Genomic DNA, 20410 nt, shown 5'->3' on the forward strand with positions numbered 1-20410 from the left:
GCGGGCCGGATCTTTGGACAGGACGCCAGGAATGACCGATCCGAACCCCTCCGGCACCACGGTGCCACTCGCCCGGCTGCTACTGCTCGGCGCCCAGTCCCCGCCCGGCACCACCAGATTGAGCCCGCTGCTGTGGAGCGTCGAATCCGAAGCCACCCACCGGCCCCGCGGCGAGATGCCCGACTGATCCCGGCGGGCCGGAGCTGATCACTCCCATTCGATGGTGCCCGGCGGCTTGCTCGTCACATCCAGCACCACCCGGTTGACCTCCGCGACCTCGTTGGTGATCCGGGTGGAGATCCGCTCCAGCACCTCGTAGGGCAACCGGGTCCAGTCCGCGGTCATCGCGTCTTCACTGGTCACCGGGCGCAACACGATCGGATGCCCGTAGGTGCGGCCGTCGCCCTGGACGCCGACGCTGCGCACATCGGCCAGCAGCACCACCGGGCACTGCCAGATCTGCCCGTCCAGCCCGGCCGCGGTGAGCTCCTCCCGGGCGATCGCATCGGCCTGGCGCAGCAACTCCAGCCGCTCGCCGGTCACCTCGCCGACGATCCGGATCGCCAGCCCCGGCCCCGGGAACGGCTGCCGCGCAACCATTTCCTCCGGCAGGCCGAGCTCCCGGCCCACCGCACGCACCTCGTCCTTGAACAACAGCCGCAGCGGCTCCACCAGCTGGAATTCCAAGTCCTCCGGGAGCCCGCCGACGTTGTGATGGCTCTTGATGTTCGCGGTGCCGGTGCCACCACCGGACTCGACCACATCCGGGTACAGGGTGCCCTGCACCAGGAATTCCACAGCGGGCGCGGCATCTCCGGTCGTATCGGCAGCCACGATCCCGGCCACCGCGTCCTCGAAGGAGCGGATGAACTCGCGGCCGATGATCTTGCGCTTCTGTTCCGGGTCGGACACACCCTTCAGTTCGCCCAGGAACTTGTCGACGGCGTCGACGGTGACCAGCTTGGCCCCGGTCGCGGCGACGAAGTCCTGCTGCACCTGCTCCCGCTCACCGGAACGCAGCAGCCCGTGGTCGACGAACACACAGGTCAGCCGGTCCCCGATGGCCCGCTGCACCAGCGCGGCCGCCACCGCAGAATCCACGCCACCGGACAGGCCGCAGATCGCATGCCCGGAGCCGATCTGCGCACGTACCTGCTCGATCAGCGATTCGGCAATGTTCGCGGGCGTCCAGGCTGCCCGGATGCCGGCGACCTCGTGCAGGAAGCGGCTCAGCACCTGCTGCCCGTGCGGCGAATGCAGCACCTCGGGGTGGTACTGCACACCGGCCAGCCGCCGCGCACGGTCCTCGAACGCGGCCACCGGCGCACCCGCCGTGGTTCCGGTGACCTCGAAGCCGGCGGGCGCGTCGGTCACCGCATCACCGTGGCTCATCCACACCGGCTGCACGGTCGGCAGACCACCGTGCAGAATGCCGCCGTCGATGTTCAGCTCGGTGCGGCCGTACTCGCGGGTGCCGGTGTGTGCCACCGTGCCGCCGAGGGCCTGCGCCATCGCCTGGAATCCGTAGCAGATACCGAAGACCGGGATGCCGAGATCGAACAGCCGCGCATCCAGCTGCGGCGCGCCTTCGGCATACACGCTGGCCGGACCGCCGGACAGGATCACCGCCAGGGGCTCCTTGTCGGCGATCTCCTCCACCGTGGTGGTGTGCGGAATCACTTCGGAGAACACGCTCGACTCGCGCACCCGGCGCGCGATCAGCTGGGCGTACTGGGCGCCGAAGTCGACGACGAGGACCGGTCTCTGCGTTTCTGCCACCGGCCCAGTTTAGTGAGGCGGCTCGGCCGGTAGCCACGGGGCTGCCCGCACCCGCACCGATCCGGCGGATGCCCTGCATCGGCCGCATCCGGCTGACTATCCTCGTGCACGTGCCATTCGCCCGCGCGATCGATGCCGACATCTACTACGAGGACAGCGGTGGCACGGGACCGGTGATTCTGCTGGCCCACGAATTCTTCATGGACCGCACCATGTTCGCTTCCCAGCAGGCCGCGCTGGCCCCGGAGTTCCGGATCGTCGCCTGGGATGCCCGCGGCCACGGACGCACCGAGGACCAGCGGTTGCCGTTCACCTTCTGGACCGCCGCCCGGGACGCGCTGACCGTGCTCGACCATCTCGGCGTGGAACGTGCCGTGATCGGCGGCACCGCGCAGGGCGGATTCACCGCGCTGCGCGCCGCCCTGATCGCACCCGAGCGGGTGGCCGCGCTCATCCTGATCAGCACCGAGGCGCACGGCCCGACCGAGGACCAGCGCCGCGCCACGCAGCGCTTTCTCGACGATTGGCACCATCGCGGCGACCGGACCCGCGCCGCGCGGCAGCTCGCCGACTGGCTCATCGGTGACGACGAGTGGTACCGCGACATCTGGACCCGTCGCTGGCTCACCCTCAACCCGCGCGGGCTGCACGCCGCCGCGGGCTGCCTGCTGGGCCGGGATTCACTGCTGGATCGGCTGGCCGAGATCACCTGCCCGGCCCTGATCCTGCACGCCGCGGACAGCGGTATCGCCGAATCCCGGGCCCGGGCGCTGGCCGATGGCCTCACCGATGCGGCCTATGTCGAGGTGCCCGGTGCGCGACTCGGCGTCACCATGACCCATGCCGATCGGGTCAACGGTGCCATCCGGACCTTTCTGCGGAATCGCGCCGGGCTGCCGCGGATACCGGCGGCCACCCCGGCCCGCTGAATCAGGCGCGCACGCTCAGGCCGACCTTCTGGAACTCCTTGAGGTCGGAGTAGCCGGCCTTGGCCATGGACCGCCGCAGCCCACCGACCAGATTCAGGGAACCGAACGGGTCGTCGGACGGCCCGTAGAGCACCCGTTCCAGGCCCGGGCGGGTGGTCTCACCGCCGGGCCCGTCGGTCCAGGCCTCGTCGACCGGCAGGAACGAACCGCGCGGCACCGACGGATGGGCCGCCGCGGACGGCCAGTACCAGCCGCGGCCGGGCGCTTCGGCGGCGACGGCCAGCGGACCGCCGAGCATCACGGCGTCGGCACCGCAGGCGATGGCCTTGGCCAGCTGGCCGGAGGAGGCGATGTCGCCGTCGGCGATCACGTGCACGTACCGGCCGCCGGTCTCGTCCAGGTAGTCGCGGCGGGCGGCCGCGGCATCCGCGATCGCGGTAGCCATCGGCACGCCGATACCGAGCACCTCACCGGTCGTGGTCGCGCCCGGGTAGGAGCCGTACCCGACGATCACACCGGCCGCGCCCGTCCGCATCAGGTGCAGGGCGGTCCGGTGGTCGCTCACGCCGCCCGCCACCACCGGCACATCGAGTTCGGCGATGAAGGTCTTCAGGTTCAGCGGTTCGCCGTCGCCGACATGCTCGGCGGAGATGATGGTGCCGTGCACGACGAGCAGGTCGACACCGGCCTGCACCAGGCCCGGGGTGAGCGCCCGCGCATGCTGCGGGCTCACCCGCACCGCGGTGGTGATGCCCGCCGCCCGGACCTCGGCGACCGCCGCGGCCAGCAGATCCGGCTGCATCGGTGCCGCATGCAGCTCCTGCAGCAGGGCGATCGCCTGTTCGTAGGATCCCTTGTCGACCAATCCCAGTAACTGGTCGATCTTGTCCTGGACGTCCGCGTGCCGGGCCCAGAGCCCTTCGCCGTTGATCACGCCGAGGCCGCCGAGCCGGCCCAGCTCGATCGCCGAGCGCGGCGACACCAGCGCATCGGTGGGGTGAGTGAGCACCGGGATCTCGAACCGGTACGCATCCAGCTGCCAGGCCACCGACACCTGCTTCGACGACCGGGTGCGCCGCGACGGCACGATATCCACATCGTCGAGTTCGTAGGTACGACGCGCGGTACGGCCCATGCCGATCTCCACCATGTCGCGCATGCTTTCAGCTCCTTGATATCAGCGGCCGGCGCCGCGTGTCCGGGGCCGGGCCGCACCGGCTGCGGCCCGGTCGACCCGAGCGAAACCGCCCGATTGCGCCTGAAAAGTCAGTGCCCGGACGTTTCGAGCGTGTCGGAATCCAGCCCGCTTTACGACTTTCCCCGACCCGTGTAGTTCGGGGCTTCGACGGTCATGGTGATGTCGTGCGGATGGCTTTCCTTCAGGCCGGCCGCGGTGATCTGCACGAACTGCGCCTGCTGCAGGTGCTCGATGTTCGACGACCCGGTGTAGCCCATCGCGGCCCGCAGTCCGCCGATCAGCTGATGGATCACCTGGTTCACCGGGCCACGGAACGGCACCCGGCCCTCGATCCCCTCCGGAACGAGCTTGTCCTCGGACAGGACGTCGTCCTGGAAGTAGCGGTCCTTGGAGAACGACTTGGCCTGGCCACGTCCCTGCATGGCCCCCAGCGAGCCCATACCGCGGTAGCTCTTGAACTGCTTGCCGTTGACCAGGATCAGCTCACCCGGCGACTCGGCCGTACCGGCCAGCAGCGAGCCGAGCATCACGGTCGAGGCACCCGCGGCGATCGCCTTCGCGACATCGCCCGAGTACTGCACACCGCCGTCGGCGATGACCGGGACATCCGCCGCCCGGCAGGCGGCGACCGCCTCCATGATCGCGGTGATCTGCGGGGCGCCGACACCGGCGACCACGCGCGTCGTGCAGATGGAGCCGGGCCCCACGCCGACCTTCACCGCATCGACACCGGCCTCCACCAGCGCCGCCGCACCCGCCCGGGTGGCGACGTTGCCGCCGACGACCTGGACCCGATCGCCCACCTCGGCCTTGACCTTGGCGACCATCTGCAGCACCTGCGCCTGGTGACCGTGCGCGGTGTCGACGATCAGCACATCGGCACCGGCATCGGCCAGCGACATCGCGCGCGACCACGAATCCTCACCGACACCGACCGCGGCGCCGACGAGCAGCCGGCCGTCCCGGTCCTTGGTGGCGTTCGGGTACTGGTCGGTCTTGACGAAGTCCTTGACGGTGATCAGCCCGCGCAGGCGGCCGTTGCCGTCCACGATCGGCAGCTTCTCCACTTTGTGCCGGCGCAGCAGCCCCAGGGCCGCCTCCGCGGTGACCCCCTCCTGGGCGGTGATCAGCGGCGCCTTGGTCATCACATCGGCGACCCGGCGGTCCTGATCGACCTCGAAGCGCATATCGCGGTTGGTGATGATGCCCACCAGCGCCCCGGTCTCGTCCACCACCGGCAGGCCGGAGATCCGGAACCGGGCGCACATGGCATCGACCTCGGCCAGCGTGTCACTCGGCCGGCAGGTGACCGGATCGGTCACCATCCCGGCCTCGGACCGCTTGACCGTCTCCACCTGGGCGGCCTGGTCGGCGGCCGACAGGTTGCGGTGCAGCACACCCATACCACCGGCCCGGGCCATCGCAATGGCCATCCGGGCCTCGGTGACGGTATCCATGGCCGAGCTCACCAGCGGCGTCCGCAGGGTGATCTCCCTGGTCAACCGGCTGTCGGTCTGTACCGAGCTGGGGATGAGATCCGAGGCGGCCGGCAGCAGCAGCACGTCGTCGAACGTCAGGCCGAGCATGGCGATCTTGTTCGGGTCGTCGCCACCCGTAGGAGGGCGCACGGCGACTCGTTCGCCCGATACGGGATTACTCATTCGGATCGACCCCTCCTGGTCGTCGGACAGCAGCCCCATCGCCACCGGCGGCGGTGCGGCCGACCGGGGAATGGATGAACGCATCCATGGTATCTGTGCCGCGATCGGCGAAACTGGCAGCCCGCATAGCTGGCGCAGACCACCCTGTTCTGCGTACCGTGGGGATGTGCGTGACCATCTACCACCTGGCTTGCCGCCGGATCCGTTCGCCGGAGATCCGTCCGACCCGTCGGCCGCGCTCGACGCCATCGAGCCGGGCGAACCGCTGGACGCTCACGAGCGCCTGGCGGTCGAAGAGGATCTCGCCGATCTCGCCGTCTACGAGGCGCTGCTGGCCCATCGAGGCATCCGCGGACTCGTGGTCAGCTGCGAGGATTGTCGGCAGGATCACTACCACGACTGGGACATGCTGCGCGCCAACCTGCTGCAGTTGCTGGTCGACGGCACGGTCCGCCCGCACGAGCCCGCCTACGATCCGACTCCCGAGGCCTACGTCACCTGGGACTACTGCCGGGGCTATGCGGATGCCTCGATGAACGAAGCTTTCCACGGCGACGGGTTCGACAGCTTCGACAGCTGAACCGCGCGACCACGCACACACGGATACGACGGCGAAGGCCCCTACCGAGACTCTCGGTAGGGGCCTTCGCCGTCGTAACGAATACCTCAGCTGCCGGGAAGCCCACCGGTGCCGGGTAGCGGCAGCGGTGTCGTCGGCAGGTTCGAGTAGGTCGGCGGCGCCGGCAAGGTCTGCACCGGCGGTGTCCCCGCGGTCGGGGTCACCGGCGGCACCGGTGTGGTCGGCAGATCCGCGGTCGGCTGGCCGGTCACCGGAGGTGAGGTCGGCTCGGGCACGGTGGGTGCGTCGCTGGGCACCGTCGGAACATCGCTCGGCACCGTCGGCGCGTCGCTGGGCACCGTCGGAGCATCGCTCGGCACCGTCGGCGCATCACTGGGCACCGTCGGCAAGTCCTCCGGGGCGGGCGTCGACATGATCTCCGGCGGCACCGTCGTGCCCGGATCGGCCGGTCCCTCGACATCCGTCGGAGTCTCGGGGTCGGCCGGAGCCGTCGTGGCATCCGTGCCCGGCGCCTTCGGCGTGGTCACCGGCGGCACGGCCGGATCCGTACCCGGCAATTGGGCCGCGATATCCGGCGCCATCCGGGCCAGCTCGTCGCGCAGCTGGTTCCAGCGATCGAGCAGCTGCCCGCGCTTGACCGGATCGTCGACCTGTGTCGCGTTCGCCGACGCCTCCTCCAGCTCGGCACGGGCCTGCTGGGCGTTGCCGCTGACCAGCATGTCCTGCGCGGCGGCCAGATCGCCGTCGGCACGCTGCACGACCGTGGTCTGTGCCTGCTCGCTGAAGACGACTTCCTTCACCCGCCACAACGGATCGCCCGGCGCGGCGTTGTAGGAGAAGGCCGTGAGGCTGCCGACGACCAGCGCCAGCGCCGCCGCCGTGCCCAGAACCGGACGAAGAAGCCGCAGACGCCCACCGCGGGCCGCACCGACACGTACCTGCCGGGCACCGATCTCCTGATTGACCGCCGCGACCACGGTGTCCAGGTCCGGATCCGCGGGTATCGGGTCGGCCGTCAGGTCCGCTCGCCAATTGGCCAGCAGTGCCGCCAGCTGGTATTCCTCGGGGCTTTCGGTCGCCACGGGTCCCGAACCGGCGATGGCATCGATCAGCGCATCGTCACGGCGGACCGCCGCAATGTCGACCGGACCGGGGTCTCCGGCCTCGTCGGCGGCGTAGGGACCGCCGTCATGCGACCCGAACCGCGCTGTGCGGTCGGGATCGCGATCGCCATCCCTAGCCATACATTTCACCTGCCCTCGCCACTTGTGACTTGAGTTTCGCGAGCGCCCTGTGTTGGGCCACCCGGATCGCTCCCGCCGTGCTGCCCACAGCGGTTGCCGTTTCTTCTGCTGACAGACCCATGACCAGTCGCAGGATCAGAATCTCTCGATGCTTCTCAGGCAAAGTCGCGAGCAAACTGTTCATCTGCCTGCTCGTTTCCGAATCGAGAGCCTTCTGTTCCGGGCCGTGGTCCGTGGATATGACATCTGGTACTTCGGCCATCGCGTCCGCCTTGTTACGGGCGGCATTGCGATGGGCGTCGGCGACCTTGTGCGATGCGATGCCATAGACGAAGGCCATGAATGGACGGCCCTGATCCTGGTATCGCGGAAGTGCTGTCATCACGGCGAGACAGACCTCCTGCGCAACGTCGTCCGCGGAGAGCTGCCCACGCTCCGCGGCTCCGATCCGGGCCCGGCAGTAACGAACCACCAGTGGCCGGACCAGTTCCAATACCTGAGCTAAAGCGGCCCGGTCGCCCTGCGCAGCGGCAGCGACGGCGAGGTCCAGCTCTTCGCCCGTGTGCGTCATCGTCAGAGGTTTTCCTGGCGTTACGAGTGGCGCGGTCGGTGTGACCGAGCTTCCACCGAATAGTGGAACGAAACCACCATAGCGACCCGGTCGGACCCCGACGTTCGGGGCAGCGCTTCCCCGGCCGGCCGCCTGCTCGCACCGCACCGGCTGCCACCGGCCGAACCGCAGGCCGGGGCTACCGGAAGCAGCCGCCGAGTTCACCGATCCGGGCGGCACATTCGGCGGCCTCCGCTGCCGGCCCCGGCGCACCGGTGACGCCCGCCCGCAGCATCGCCGCGGCCCAGCGCAGCGGCAACAGGCCGTGTTCCCGGCAGGCGTCGGCGACCCGGGTGGCCAGCAACACACTGTGCTCCGGGTCGCCCGCTGCCGCGGCCGTCGCGGCGACCAGCAACTCCGATTTCACGCGATGCCGGACCGACGGGCCGGTGCGAGCCGATGCAGCGTCGGCATGGCCGGCGGCGAGCGCGGGCATGCCCGCCGCCAAGGCGGTTTCGGCGCCGACCCAGTGCCGGCGCACCGCGGTCCGGTCGGACACTCGCTCCGCGAGCGGCGCGATGCGCTCCAGCAACCGCGTGGCCAGCTGCAGTCGGCCACAGCCGAGCGCATCGGCAGCCAGCCCGGTGACGGCGTCACAGCGCGCCTCTGCCGGATCCGGGCCACCCGGATACCGGCGCTGCACCGGCTCGGCCACCAGAGCTGCTGCGCGGCCGTCCAGCTCCGCCGCACGGGCGTGCCCGCCGAGCTGGCGCACGAAGGAGGCCCGGGTACTCAGGGCGAGCGAGCGCAGCGCCGGATCCGCCGTCCGGACCGGCACCCGGTCCAGTTGCACGCGCGCCGCCGCATACCGCCCCTGCGCTCCCAGCGCCACCGCGGCGAGCCAGCAGCCCAGTGCATCGCCGGGATCGGCCGGTACCACGACTGCGGTTGCCGGATGCGGACCGAAGGCCACGGACGTCAACTGCGAAACCACGGGATCGGCGGATGTGACGGTCAGAAACACCGGCCGACTGTATCCGGCCACAGCCCGCCCCATGCCGTCGACGTGAACCCGGAGCAACCCCGCAGCATTTCGCCCCACCGCCATGTTTCCATCAGGTAAAACTCCGCCGGATATCGCCCCCAGCGTAATTTCGGCGAATTCACACCCGTCTCGCGGAATTAACCGGTACGCCCCGCGCTCGCCATGTCCACCACACCCGGGCTGCGGCCCGGTAGCTGCGGCAAGCAGCGGCGGGCTCGCCGTCAGCCGACGGAACGAGCCCGCCGACCACCGAGAGAACCGGCACTGAACTGGGGAAACATCAATCCTCCGAGATACGGGCACACACCCGCCGCCCGAGGCAATCGCACAGTATGTACCGCTGCCGGGTTAAAAGTAAATAGTGTTCCGGTTAAATCTTTTCACCGGCGGAGCGGGATTCTTCGACAATGACGCTATTGACGGAAATTCCCGGCGCGCCCTAATGTAACTGACCGCCGCAGTCGGCGCCGTGTGAAATCGCAGCGACCGCCGGGCGGCGAATCCGGAGCTGTACGACGAGGAGTTCATCATGCCCGCGCCCACCCACCTCCCCGGTCCGAACGCCGACATCTGGGACTGGCAGATGCGGGGCGCTTGCCGCGGCCAGGACTCCGCGGTGTTCTTCCACCCGGACGGGGAACGCGGCCGGGCCCGCACCGCTCGCGAGATGCGGGCCAAGGAGATCTGCCGGGCCTGCCCGGTCCTGATGCAGTGCCGCTCGCACGCACTCAAGGTCAGCGAGCCCTACGGCATCTGGGGCGGCATGTCGGAGACCGAGCGGGAGATGCATGCGCGCCGCAACCGGCGCCGGATGGCCGTGTGACGACGGTCGGCAAATCGACCCCCATCCGTAAGCGGCGACGCGCCGAATGCCTAGCAAACACCCGGCACCGCACCGCGGCCGGGCTGTAGACGGCTACCGGCACCCCGACGGAGGGAGGTCATAGCAGGGGCGCTACATTGGTGACCGATGACACAGAATGGGGATTCTGCGGTTACCGCACGCGCAGCCGAAAGCATCGAGCTCGCCGCCCTTTTGCATCGCTGCGGCCAGTCCGATCAACAAGCCTTCGCCGAACTGTACGACCGGACTTCGTCCCGGGTGTTCGGCCTGGTGCTCCGTGTGCTCCACGATCCGGGCTACGCCGAGGAGACCACCCAGGAGGTGTATCTCCAGATCTGGCGGACCGCCGCCAGCTTCGATCCGGCCAAGGGATCGGCCGTCACGTGGCTGATGACGCTCGCCCACCGGCGGGCCGTCGACCGGGTTCGTGCCGAGCAGGCACACACCCAGCGTGAGGTCGCCTACGGGATCCGGGTCCTCGGCAACGAATTCGACGAGGTGACCGAGGAGGTGGAACGCAGACTCGAACAGCAGTCCGTCCTCGCCGGACTCTCGACCCTGACCGAGACCCAGCGCGAGGCGATTTCGCTCGCCTATTACGGCGGGCGCACCTATGCCGAAGTAGCACAGCATCTCGGCATCGGGCTTCCGACCGTTAAGTCCCGAATCCGGGACGGTTTGACACGACTGAAGAAAAGTTTGGGGGTGACGTGAGATGAACGAACGCCGCATCGATCTCGCGCACACCGTCGCGCTCGGATCGATCGACGACGCAGACCATCACGCTATCCAAGAGCTCATCGATACCGATGACCCCGACGGTTGCGCGGACTTCCTCCGGGAGGTCCGCAGTACCCGGGGGGCACTCGCAGCCCTGGCCGAGACCTCCGCCACCGCACCACCGGCGTCCCTGCGGGCGAAATTGCTCGCCGCCATCGAATCCGAAGAACCCCGCGCCAGCTGATCAGATTTCGCACGACCCGATAGCTTCGCTCGACCCGATAGCAACCGAATTCGCTCGAACTGATTGCAGCAGCTGAACAAAGAACGAGGACCCCTGGACCCACCGAAGTGGATCCAGGGGTCCTCGCGTAACCGATAACTCAGTGTGCGTGGCCGTGGCTGTCTTCTTCCTCGGCCGGCTTGTCCACGACGGCGCTCTCGGTGGTGAGCACCATGCGGGCCACCGAGGCCGCGTTGACCACTGCCGAACGAGTCACCTTCACCGGATCGACGATGCCTTCGGTGAGCAGATCACCGTAGGTGAGGGTGGCGGCGTTGAAGCCCTCCTTGCCCTCGGCGACCTTGCTGACCACGACGGCGCCGTCGAGCCCGGCATTGGCGGCGATCCAGTACAGCGGCGCCTGCAGCGCCTGGCGCAGCACCTCGACACCGACGGCCTGATCGCCGCCGAGCGAGTCCCGCAGCTCCACCAGCTTGGTGGCCGCCTGCACCAGGGCGGTGCCGCCACCGGGGACGATGCCCTCTTCCACGGCCGCCTTGGCCGCGGCGACCGCATCCTCGACCCGGTACTTGCGCTCCTTCAGCGCGGTCTCGGTGGCCGCACCGACGCGGATCACCGCGACGCCACCGGACAGCTTGGCCAGCCGCTCCTCGAGCTTCTCGCGGTCCCAGTCGGAGTCGGTCGCCTCGATCTCGCGACGCAGCTGCGCTGCCCGGTCGGCGATGTCCTCGGCGGTGCCCGCACCGTCGACGATCGTGGTCTCGTCCTTGGTCACGACGATGCGCCGGGCGCTGCCCAGCTGCTCGAGGGTCGCGTCGCGCAGCGTGATCCCCAGATCGGGGTTGATCACGGTGCCGGCGGTGACCACGGCGAGATCGTCCAGGAACGCCTTGCGGCGGTCGCCGAAGAACGGCGCCTTGACCGCGACGGCCTTGAGCGTCTTCCGGATGGAGTTGACCACCAGCGTGGACAGCGCCTCACCCTCGACATCCTCGGCGATGATCAGCAGCGGCTTACCGGATTCGGCGATCTTCTCCAGCAGCGGCAGCAGATCGGGCAGCGAGCTGATCTTCTCCCGGTGCAGCAGGATGTAGGGGTCCTCCAGAACCGCTTCCTGCGCATCGGCGTCGGTGACGAAGTAGGGCGACAGGTAGCCCTTGTCGAACTGCACACCCTCGGTGACGACGAGTTCGGTGTCCAGCGACGAGGCCTCTTCCACGGTGACCACGCCGTCCTTGCCGACGGTGGTCAGCGCCTTGCCGACCATCTCGCCGATCTGCGGGTCCCGCGAGGAGACGGTGGCGACCTGGGCGATGGCCTGTTCCCCGGAGACCGGGGTGGCGGCCGCGAGCAGCGCCTCGGAGACCACATCGGAGGCCTGGGCGATCCCGGCCCCGATCGCGATCGGGTTGGCCCCGGCAGCAACGTTCTTCAGGCCGCCGCGGACGAGCGCCTGCGCGAGTACGGTCGCGGTGGTGGTGCCGTCGCCGGCGACGTCGTTGGTCTTGGTGGCGACGCTCTTGACCAGCTGGGCACCGAGGTTCTCGAAGGGGTCCTCGAGGTCGATGTCGCGGGCGATGGTCACGCCGTCGTTGGTCACGGTGGGCCCGCCGAAGGCCTTCGACAGCACCACGTGGCGGCCACGCGGGCCGAGGGTGACCTTGACGGCATCGGCGAGTTGGTCGACACCGCGTTCCAGAGCCCGGCGAGCCTTCTCGTCGAACTCGATCTGCTTTGCCATATGTCCTGTTCCTCGGTTTCGAAGCAGCGCTACCCCGGCGCCCCGAGCGGGGGCACCGGGGTAGCGACGTGACGACTCGATCCCGGCGCGGGATGCGCCGGGACTGCGATCACTTGGCGACGACCGCCAGGATGTCGCGGGCCGACAGGATGAGGTATTCCTCGCCCTCGTACTTGATCTCGGTGCCGCCGTACTTGCTGTAGATGACGACGTCACCTTCCTGGACGTCCAGCGGGATGCGCTTCTCGCCGTCCTCGTCCCACCGGCCGGGGCCGACGGCGACCACGGTGCCCTCCTGGGGCTTCTCCTTGGCCGTATCGGGGATGACCAGGCCGGAGGCCGTCGTCGTCTCGGCCTCGTTGGCCTGGACGAGGATCTTGTCCTCGAGCGGCTTGATGTTCACGCTCGCCACGTTGAGCCCTCCACTTTCAGGGGATTACGGTCGTCCGGAACTGTTGTCCCGGACCATCTTCGGTCAGGATGCGACACTGCGCTCAGCCCCGTCGTCGCGGGTGCCGGGACCCCTGCTCAGTAGTCGAACCGGCACGCGGCGCCGACGACCCCTTCGAGCGACCTGCATGCGATCACTACGGTCGGACCGATCGGCTACCCGGTACCGACTAGCACTCTATACGTGAGAGTGCCAGCACTCAAGGTCGGGTACTGCGCGACACGCCGCCCACAGGATCGAGGGCTTCCGGTTGAAGGCGCGAGTGTGTAACGTTCACATAACAGGCTGAGACATAGTCGGTGAAAGCACCAGTGTCCGGCCGTAATGCTTCACCAGAAGGCCACCGCGTCGCTCACCAACCCCGCAGCGACCCGGTACGTCCATTCGCCGATGGTTGCACTACAGGCGCGGCCGTCCGCACGAAGGGAGGTGAACATGCGAACGTCCCTAGGCATCTCCGCCGGCAGTGAGGTCGTGTGCTCGGCCCTGATGGCAACCGGCGCGGCCGGTGAACAATCCTTCGACTACCGGGTGATCTCGGCCGATGCGGCCCACTCTGATCTCGGTGAACTGGTCGCTTCCTCGATCGAGCTGATGACCACCCAGCTGCCGGCACCGCATCTGCCCGGCGCCCCGGCCGCGACATTACCCGGGCCGCCCCCGAATTCGGTCGCGGTCGCTTATCGCACCAAGGAACAGGCCCAGCAGATCCGGTCCGCCACCGGCCGGATGCGCGACCTGCGGTTGATCTCCGAAGACACCGCTGCCCTCACCTATCTGCGGGAGACCGGCCTGCTGGCCCGTTATCAAACCGTGGCGGTGCTGGATTTCGGCGCCACCGGGCTCACCGTCGCGATCGCCGACCCGGCCGACGGCACCATTCTGGTCAGCGAGCGCACCTCGGTGGTCAGCGGCAATGCCATCGACGACCTGATCTATCACCACCTGGTGGATCTGCACTTCGCCCGGCGCGGCACCCGCCCCAACCGGAGCATGCTCACCAACCGCGGTCGCGCCGCCAAGGAGCACCTCTCCATCGCGCCGGTGGTGACGATCGACCATGTCGCCGGGCGCCCGCTCAAGCTCACCCGGGCCGATTTCGACGAGCTGATCGCCGGGGTCCTGCACCGGGCCGCGGTCTTCACCGGCACGGTCTGCGAACGCGCCCCCAAACTGCCGGAAGCGATCGTGGTGATCGGTGGCGGCGCGAACATCCCCGCCGTGCGAGCGGTGCTCGAACAGCAGCTGGACCTGCCGGTGCACACGGTGTCCGATCCGGAAGCGGTGATCGCCAAAGGAGCCGCGCTGGTCGCCGACGCCGCGGCCCCTTCCGGATTCCCGGTGACGACCATCGGGGAAGGGTCGATGAGCACCTTCACCAAGGTGGTGGGCACCCTGGCCGGTGCGGTCGTGGTGGTCGGGCTGGTGATCGGCTACGGGGTCAAGGCGGTCACGCCGGACGAGCACGACGTCTCACCGGCCGGCACCACCAGTTCGCCGCGGCAGCCCACGGCCGAGATACCGCCGCCGCAGGTGGCACCGACCACCGCCCGGAACCTGGAGAGCGGCGACCGCACCGAAGATCAGGATCGGCGAGCCGAACGTCCGGAGACCACCCGCGCCCCGAGTTCCACACTGCCGGAACCGACGTCGGCCACAACCAGCACGCCCACCGTGCCGACCCTGCGTCCGGATCCCGAACTGCCGGTCATCCCGTTCCCGGAAGCACCGCTGATCGGCCCGCTGCAGAGCGGATCCGCCAGTGGCGAGACCACCGCAACACCGGACCCGGAGACGCCGGACGAAAGCACCGATCCCCTCGCCCCGGAATCTACCGGGGAGCCGGACGACACCACGCCGACCACCACCGGAACCCCGGAGCCCGAACCGACGTCGACGCCCCGGCAGACATCTGCCCGCGGATTCGTTCCGCTGCCGGGTGCGCCGTTCGACTCGACCGACTAGACCCCGGCGGCTAGTGCACCTGGCTGCAGGAGACCGGCAGGCCCGGATCGCTCGCCACGGTCAGCTCCGAAGGCGCGGCACCGCCACCGATCACATGTGCGCCCAGGGCCGCGATCATCACCCCGTTGTCCGTGCACAACCGCGGTTTCGGCACCCGCAGCGTGATCCCGTCCGCCGCGCAGCGCTCCTCGGCCAGTGACCGGATCCGCGAATTCGCCGTGGCGCCACCGCCCAGGACCAGGGTGTCGACACCCACGTCCTGTACCGCACGCACCGCCTTCATGGTCAGCACATCGGCCACGGCCTCCTGGAACGACGCGGCGATATCCGGAATCGGCAGCCGGTCCGGCCGCACACCGCTACGTTCCGCTGACTCCACATAGCGGGCCACCGCGGTTTTGAGGCCGGAGAACGAGAAGTCGTAGCGGGCGTCCCGCGGCCCGGTCATGCCGCGCGGGAAGGCGATGGCGGTGGGATCGCCGGTCTGCGCCGCCGCGTCCAGTGCCGGACCGCCCGGATAGCCGAGACCGAGCAGCCGGGCCACCTTGTCGAACGCCTCCCCGGCCGCATCGTCGACCGTGCTGCCCAGTTCCACGATCGGCTCGGCCAGGTCGGTGACGTGCAGCAGATGCGTATGCCCACCGCTGACCAGCAGCGCCACCGCCGGCGGCATCGGGCCGTGTTCCAGGGTGTCGACGGCGACATGCCCGCCCAGGTGGTTGAGGGCGTAGAAGGGGATATCCCAGGCCGCCGCATAGGCCTTGGCGGCGGCGACGCCCACCAGCAGCGCCCCGGCCAGGCCCGGGCCGATGGTGACTGCGAGGGCATCCGGCCGTTCGATACCGGCCGCCGCGAGGGCTCGCCGCATCGCGGGCACGATCGCCTCCAGATGGGCCCGCGAGGCGATCTCGGGCACCACCCCACCGAATCGGGCGTGCTGATCGACGCTGGAGGCGACCTCGTCGGCGAGTAGTTCGCAGCTGCCGTCGGGCCGCCGACGCACGATACCGACCCCGGTTTCGTCGCAGGAACTCTCGATTCCCATCACGATCACGACAGCACCTCGTCCTGTTGTCCGGGGTCGGCCGAGCCGAGTGCGGGCCACTCCCCGGTTCCGGCGAGCGCGGGCCGGCGCATCGTATAGGCGTCGGCACCACTCGGGTGGTAGTAGTTCTTGCGCAGGCCGATGATGTGGAATCCGTGCTTGGCGTACAGCGCGATCGCCGGTTCGTTGTCCGTGCGCACCTCCAGGAACACCGGTCCGCCGCGTTTACCCGCCTCGGCCAGCAGCGTGGTCAGCAACAGTGTCCCGGCGCCGCCGCGATGACATTGCGGATCGACGCCGATGGTGTGCACTTCGGCCTCCGGATGCTCGGCATCACCGAGCAGGGCCACTCCGGCATAGCCGACGAGCCGGTCGTCGGCGTCGCGCGCGGTGAAGTACCGGTTGTGCCGGGCCGCCAGTTCGGACCGGAACGCGACCGCATGCCACGGATCATCCTCCGGGAACAGCAGCTGCTCCAGTTCGGCGCAGCGGTCGATATCGCCGAGGGTCATGGCGGCGATGTGCAAGCCCGCCATCACGCACCCGCCCGATCCAGGGTCCGGAAACTCTTCTCCACCGCATCCGGCCGCCGCAGGTACAGCGGCACCAGCGGTTCCGGTGCGGCGCCGGCGCGCAGCCGGTCCGCCGCCACCCGGACCAGTCCGGCGGGCGACGGTGTGGCCACCTCCCGCACCGGCAGCTCGAATCCGGCGATATGTGCCGGTGACCCGGCGATGGCCGTGGCCGCACCGGCCGGGACGTCGGCCGGCTTGTTCACCGCAGGCCCCTCGACCCGGGTCCCGGCGCGGTACCGGGCCCAGTACACCTCCCGGCGGCGCGCATCGGTCACCACCAGCAGCTCGGGTTCGTCGGGCAGTTCGGCGGCGATGGCGTCCAGGCTCCCGGCCGGGTACACCGGCAGGTGCAGTGCGTCGGCGAATCCGGCGGCGGTCGCCAGCCCGACCCGGAGCCCGGTGAACGGACCCGGCCCGACCCCGGCCACCACCGCATCCAGATCGCCGCGGGCCGCCCCTGCCTCGGTCAGGCACGCCAGGATCTGCGGGGTGAGCGCCTCGGCATGCGCGCGCGCATCCACCAGCACCCGGGCGGCCAGGGTCCGCACCTCGGAGCCGGGGTCGGTCAGTTCCACCAGTCCCGCTGTCACGGCAGGCGTCGCGGTGTCGACAGCTAGTACAAGCATGATTGCCCCAACAATACCGGGTGGTAGAGCGCTGCCCGCCGGTCAGCTGCACCACTGCCAGATCGCCGTGCGCACCTCGGACTCGGGCTCGCGGGACAGCTCCACCCGCAGATGGCGTTCACTCAGATGCTCCGCCACACCGAGGCCCCATTCGACGACGACGACCGCATGCTCCAGATCGGTGTCCAGGTCCAGCGCGTCGAGCTCGTCGAGATCACCGCCGAGCCGATAGGCGTCCACATGCACCATGGCCACCGGTTCCCCGCCCGGCCGGTCTCCGGGACGATGGGCCCGGGCGATGATGAAGGTCGGCGAGCTGACCCGGCCCGCAACTCCGAGACCGGCGGCAATTCCCCTGGTCAGCGCGGTCTTGCCGGCGCCGAGCGGTCCGTCGAGGATGACCAGATCACCGGCGTGCAGGGCGGCGGCCAGCTCCCGGCCGAGCGCCTCGGTGTCGGCGACGGTGGGCAGCACCCGACGCTGTGGTTCCGGTTCCCGGTTCGGATCAGGCATCGACTTCCTCCGCTGTCACCAGGCCGGCCCGGACCAGCAGCCGATTCAACACGGTGTCGACCGCCTCCGGGAACTGCAGATGCGGCATATGCGCGGCGTCCCGGAGCCGGACCAGCTCACAGTCCGGGAGTTCGCGGGCCAGCGCGCGGGAATTGTGGAACGGGATCACCAGATCGCGGCTGCCGCACAGCACCAGCACCGGCAGCCGAGCCAAGGTCGGCAGTGCCGCGGACTCGTCGTGCAGTTCGAACGCCCGCAGGAACTTCTCGATGGTGCCGACCGGGGTCCGATCGATCATCGAGGTGGTGAACCGGGACAGCGTCGGGCTGACCGGACCGTGGAAGGAACTGACATGCAGCAGCGGAGTGATCAGGTGCTGGGCCGCGGACCGGGACACCTGCACCAGCGTCGGCACCGTATGCGCGGCCACCCGGAAGCCGTCGATCGCCGGATGCCGGAGCAACTGCCCGAGACCACCCGCGGTGACCTCCGCGGCGGTGGTGCTGAACAGGCCCACCGCAACCACGCGCCCGGCGGTGGAGGCACCGTCGGCCGGCACCGCGAACAGTTCGGGCGCCTGCGCGGCCGCCGCCAGCACCGCCATCCCGCCCAGCGAATGCCCGACCAGCACCACCGGGCCGTCGTCGGCGTGTGCGGCCAGTACCGCAGCGACATCGCGGCCCAGCTGGGCGACGGTGCAGCTGTCGGCGTCGGGGGTACCGGACCGCCCGTGCCCGCGCATATCGAAGCAGACCAGCCGGACCCGCGAACCCCACCGCCGCGCCAGATCGCGCCGCTGGAAGAGGAACGACTCCATGCTGTTGCAGAAGCCGTGCACGAAAACCACGGTGAACTCGGCCGATTCGTCGCCGTAGGTGCGGGTGGCCAGGCGGACACCGTCGTCGGCGATCACGACGCCCGGGCGGTCCTCGTCGATGAGGGCGAAGTTCTCGTCGCGGTAGTCGTCCCGTTCGGCCGGCCACAGCGTCCGGGCGCCCAGGCGGCGCAACGCGTGGGCACCCGCCCAGGTCCCCAGCACCCCGGCCGTCGCCAGGCCGCCGCGGGCGAGGGTCTTACGCCGCACGCTCATCGGGCCGCACCGCCGACGAATCGGCGGCTCACCCGGCCCCGGGGCGAGCACACGACCTCGTAGTGGATGGTGTCGAGCAGATCGGCCCATTCCTGGGCATGCGGAACACCGGCTGTACCGCCGAACAGCACTGCTCGATCCCCTTCGCTCACCCCGGCCGGATTGTCGCCCAGGTCGACGACGAACTGGTCCATGCACACCCGTCCGACATTACGGTGCCGGGCACCGCCGAGCCACACGTCGAAACGCCCACTGAGCGGACGGAACACACCGTCGGCGTACCCGGCCGGGACGAGCGCGACCGTGGTGTCCCGGTCCGCGACCCACTGGTGGCCGTAGGAGACGCCCTCGCCGGCTGCGACCCGTTTCACCAGGGCGACCTGCGCCTGCCAGGTCATGGCGGGACGCAATCCGAAGTCGTCGCCGGGGACCGGTGAGAGTCCGTAGATCGAGATACCCGGCCGCACCATGTCGAACCGCAGGTCCGGGCGGGTCAGCGTGGCCGCCGAATTCGCCAGATGCACGAGTTCGGGCACCAGGCCGTGCTCCTTGGCCTGCGCGATCGCCTGCTCGAACCGCACCCGCTGGGTATCGATCATCGGATGTCCGAGCTCGTCGGCATGCGCCAGATGCGAGAAGATCGCCCGGAATCGCACCGTCTCGGCCGCCACCAGTTCGGCCAGGTCGGTGAGGACCCCGGCATACTCGTCCGGCGCGACCCCGTTGCGGTTCAGCCCGGTGTCGACCTTCAGGGTCACCGTGGCGGGCCGGCCCAGCTCGCGCGCCGCCACCGCCACCTCGTGCAACTGCCGCCGGGACGAGACACCGATCTCGATATCGGCCGCGATCGCCGCCCCGAAGTCCGCGCCGGCGACATTCAGCCAGGACAGGATCGGTGCGTCGATCCCCGCCGCCCGAAGACGCAACGCTTCGGCGATGGTGGTGACACCCAGTTCCCGGGCACCCGCCGCCAGCGCCGCACGGGCCACCTCGACGGCGCCGTGGTTGTAGGCGTCCCCCTTGACCACCGCCATCATCGCTGCGTCGCCCGCCGCCGCAGCCAGCACCCGCACATTGTGGGCGATGGCGTCCAGGTCGATGACGGTCTCCACTTGCGCATTCACAGCGATCGATCCTGCCAGCCCGCCCGAACCGATCACCCACCGGCGCCCGGCGGCCCCCGCCGGTAAGCGGACCACCAGCAACCGCACCCGGGCGTCCGGCCGAACTGATCCCGACCGAAGTCGCCGACGGTTCGGAGACAGTCCGTGGCTGCCGTCATCCACATCGGCCTGGCCGAGCGGCGAAGATGGCCGACCGACAGGGAGCCGAGACCAGCGCACCCGATCTATCGGACGCAGCTGCGGCGCGGGCTCGTCCGATCGGCCGGGCGACCGGAATCCTCGACCGCATAAGGCCCGCAGCAATCGCGTCGCCAGCCGGACCCAGCCCAGCAGCAAGCCACCGAAACGATCCCCACGAACCAGGACACCTGCACTTGCACCGAACACCTGCCCCAGCCGCAGACCACCGCCGCGGAGCGTGGCGGCGCCGGCCAACGCAGGCACTCCGGGCTCACCCAGCCGCATACTCCCGCAAACATCCGAATC

At 69.6% G+C, this 20410-nt stretch carries 21 protein-coding genes; 7 read left to right on the forward strand and 14 right to left on the reverse strand.

What is annotated here, in order from left to right:
* Positions 1 to 31 precede the first annotated feature (31 nt).
* The gene (locus AC1HFH_RS22895; protein ID WP_480244841.1) at positions 32 to 187 is read left to right on the forward strand and encodes a hypothetical protein; all 156 of its coding nucleotides are present in this window, start codon (positions 32 to 34) and stop codon (positions 185 to 187) included.
* A 20-nt stretch (positions 188 to 207) separates the two neighbouring features.
* On the opposite strand, the gene guaA is transcribed toward AC1HFH_RS22895, so the two are convergent.
* A complete protein-coding gene (gene guaA / locus AC1HFH_RS22900; RefSeq protein ID WP_480244842.1) occupies positions 208 to 1779 on the reverse strand; it encodes a glutamine-hydrolyzing GMP synthase in 1572 nt (523 codons plus the stop codon).
* A gap of 110 nt (positions 1780 to 1889) precedes the next feature.
* On the opposite strand from guaA, the gene AC1HFH_RS22905 reads away from it, so the two are divergent.
* Complete coding sequence (locus AC1HFH_RS22905; RefSeq protein WP_480244843.1) at positions 1890 to 2708, forward strand: alpha/beta fold hydrolase; 819 nt, start codon at positions 1890 to 1892, stop codon at positions 2706 to 2708.
* Between the two features lies 1 nt (position 2709).
* Here AC1HFH_RS22905 and AC1HFH_RS22910 read toward each other — a convergent pair whose 3' ends face one another.
* Together AC1HFH_RS22910 and guaB are read right to left on the reverse strand one after the other, a co-directional pair.
* On the reverse strand, positions 2710 to 3867 hold the full coding sequence (locus tag AC1HFH_RS22910; protein ID WP_480244844.1) for a GuaB3 family IMP dehydrogenase-related protein: 1158 nt from the start codon (positions 3865 to 3867) through the stop codon (positions 2710 to 2712).
* Positions 3868 to 4016: 149 nt separating this feature from the next.
* Complete coding sequence (gene guaB / locus AC1HFH_RS22915) at positions 4017 to 5567, reverse strand: IMP dehydrogenase (protein ID WP_480247953.1); 1551 nt, start codon at positions 5565 to 5567, stop codon at positions 4017 to 4019.
* 166 nt (positions 5568 to 5733) lie between these two features.
* On the opposite strand from guaB, the gene AC1HFH_RS22920 reads away from it, so the two are divergent.
* A complete protein-coding gene (locus tag AC1HFH_RS22920) occupies positions 5734 to 6147 on the forward strand; it encodes a DUF5319 domain-containing protein (RefSeq protein ID WP_480244845.1) in 414 nt (137 codons plus the stop codon).
* Between the two features lie 86 nt (positions 6148 to 6233).
* Here AC1HFH_RS22920 and AC1HFH_RS22925 read toward each other — a convergent pair whose 3' ends face one another.
* From AC1HFH_RS22925 to AC1HFH_RS22935, 3 genes are all read right to left on the reverse strand, one after another.
* Positions 6234 to 7391, reverse strand: a complete 1158-nt coding sequence (locus AC1HFH_RS22925; RefSeq protein ID WP_480244846.1) for an anti-sigma-D factor RsdA — start codon at positions 7389 to 7391, stop codon at positions 6234 to 6236.
* Positions 7384 to 7962, reverse strand: a complete 579-nt coding sequence (locus AC1HFH_RS22930; protein WP_480244847.1) for a sigma-70 family RNA polymerase sigma factor — start codon at positions 7960 to 7962, stop codon at positions 7384 to 7386. Before AC1HFH_RS22930 ends, AC1HFH_RS22925 begins: the two co-directional genes overlap by 8 nt.
* A gap of 178 nt (positions 7963 to 8140) precedes the next feature.
* The gene (locus tag AC1HFH_RS22935) at positions 8141 to 8965 is read right to left on the reverse strand and encodes a hypothetical protein (RefSeq protein ID WP_480244848.1); all 825 of its coding nucleotides are present in this window, start codon (positions 8963 to 8965) and stop codon (positions 8141 to 8143) included.
* A gap of 550 nt (positions 8966 to 9515) precedes the next feature.
* Here AC1HFH_RS22935 and AC1HFH_RS22940 point away from each other — a divergent pair.
* From AC1HFH_RS22940 to AC1HFH_RS22950, 3 genes are all read left to right on the forward strand, one after another.
* Entirely contained in the window at positions 9516 to 9809 is a 294-nt protein-coding gene (locus tag AC1HFH_RS22940; RefSeq protein WP_480244849.1) for a WhiB family transcriptional regulator, read from the forward strand.
* A 147-nt stretch (positions 9810 to 9956) separates the two neighbouring features.
* Positions 9957 to 10544: a sigma-70 family RNA polymerase sigma factor gene (locus AC1HFH_RS22945; RefSeq protein WP_480244850.1), complete on the forward strand. Its 588-nt coding sequence runs from the start codon at positions 9957 to 9959 to the stop codon at positions 10542 to 10544.
* A 1-nt stretch (position 10545) separates the two neighbouring features.
* A complete protein-coding gene (locus AC1HFH_RS22950; RefSeq protein ID WP_480244851.1) occupies positions 10546 to 10794 on the forward strand; it encodes an RskA family anti-sigma factor in 249 nt (82 codons plus the stop codon).
* A 139-nt stretch (positions 10795 to 10933) separates the two neighbouring features.
* Here AC1HFH_RS22950 and groL read toward each other — a convergent pair whose 3' ends face one another.
* Both groL and groES read right to left on the reverse strand, forming a co-directional pair.
* A complete protein-coding gene (groL, locus tag AC1HFH_RS22955) occupies positions 10934 to 12535 on the reverse strand; it encodes a chaperonin GroEL (RefSeq protein WP_480244852.1) in 1602 nt (533 codons plus the stop codon).
* Between the two features lie 109 nt (positions 12536 to 12644).
* Positions 12645 to 12947 (reverse strand): co-chaperone GroES, encoded by a 303-nt coding sequence (groES, locus tag AC1HFH_RS22960; RefSeq protein ID WP_480244853.1) that lies wholly within the window; start codon positions 12945 to 12947, stop codon positions 12645 to 12647.
* Positions 12948 to 13421: 474 nt separating this feature from the next.
* Here groES and AC1HFH_RS22965 point away from each other — a divergent pair, with 474 nt between their 5' ends.
* Positions 13422 to 14951 (forward strand): DUF7159 family protein, encoded by a 1530-nt coding sequence (locus tag AC1HFH_RS22965; protein WP_480244854.1) that lies wholly within the window; start codon positions 13422 to 13424, stop codon positions 14949 to 14951.
* A gap of 10 nt (positions 14952 to 14961) precedes the next feature.
* Here the strand turns inward: AC1HFH_RS22965 and tsaD are convergent, their stop codons facing one another.
* The 6 genes from tsaD to alr are packed head-to-tail and all read right to left on the reverse strand — an operon-like array spanning position 14962 to position 19942.
* The gene (tsaD, locus tag AC1HFH_RS22970; RefSeq protein ID WP_480244855.1) at positions 14962 to 16005 is read right to left on the reverse strand and encodes a tRNA (adenosine(37)-N6)-threonylcarbamoyltransferase complex transferase subunit TsaD; all 1044 of its coding nucleotides are present in this window, start codon (positions 16003 to 16005) and stop codon (positions 14962 to 14964) included.
* Positions 16002 to 16532 (reverse strand): ribosomal protein S18-alanine N-acetyltransferase, encoded by a 531-nt coding sequence (gene rimI, locus AC1HFH_RS22975; protein WP_480244856.1) that lies wholly within the window; start codon positions 16530 to 16532, stop codon positions 16002 to 16004. Before rimI ends, tsaD begins: the two co-directional genes overlap by 4 nt.
* Positions 16532 to 17197 carry a tRNA (adenosine(37)-N6)-threonylcarbamoyltransferase complex dimerization subunit type 1 TsaB gene (tsaB, locus tag AC1HFH_RS22980; protein ID WP_480244857.1) on the reverse strand — a complete coding sequence of 222 codons (666 nt, stop codon included), beginning with the start codon at positions 17195 to 17197 and terminating at the stop codon, positions 16532 to 16534. Before tsaB ends, rimI begins: the two co-directional genes overlap by 1 nt.
* Positions 17198 to 17239: 42 nt before the next feature.
* Positions 17240 to 17710 (reverse strand): tRNA (adenosine(37)-N6)-threonylcarbamoyltransferase complex ATPase subunit type 1 TsaE, encoded by a 471-nt coding sequence (gene tsaE, locus AC1HFH_RS22985; RefSeq protein ID WP_480244858.1) that lies wholly within the window; start codon positions 17708 to 17710, stop codon positions 17240 to 17242.
* Positions 17703 to 18800 (reverse strand): alpha/beta fold hydrolase, encoded by a 1098-nt coding sequence (locus tag AC1HFH_RS22990; protein WP_480244859.1) that lies wholly within the window; start codon positions 18798 to 18800, stop codon positions 17703 to 17705. The genes tsaE and AC1HFH_RS22990 overlap by 8 nt, the downstream gene beginning before the upstream one ends.
* Positions 18797 to 19942 (reverse strand): alanine racemase, encoded by a 1146-nt coding sequence (gene alr, locus AC1HFH_RS22995; RefSeq protein ID WP_480247954.1) that lies wholly within the window; start codon positions 19940 to 19942, stop codon positions 18797 to 18799. Before alr ends, AC1HFH_RS22990 begins: the two co-directional genes overlap by 4 nt.
* Positions 19943 to 20410: the final 468 nt, after the last annotated feature.

This window comes from Nocardia sp. KT25-26 (genome assembly GCF_056627695.1).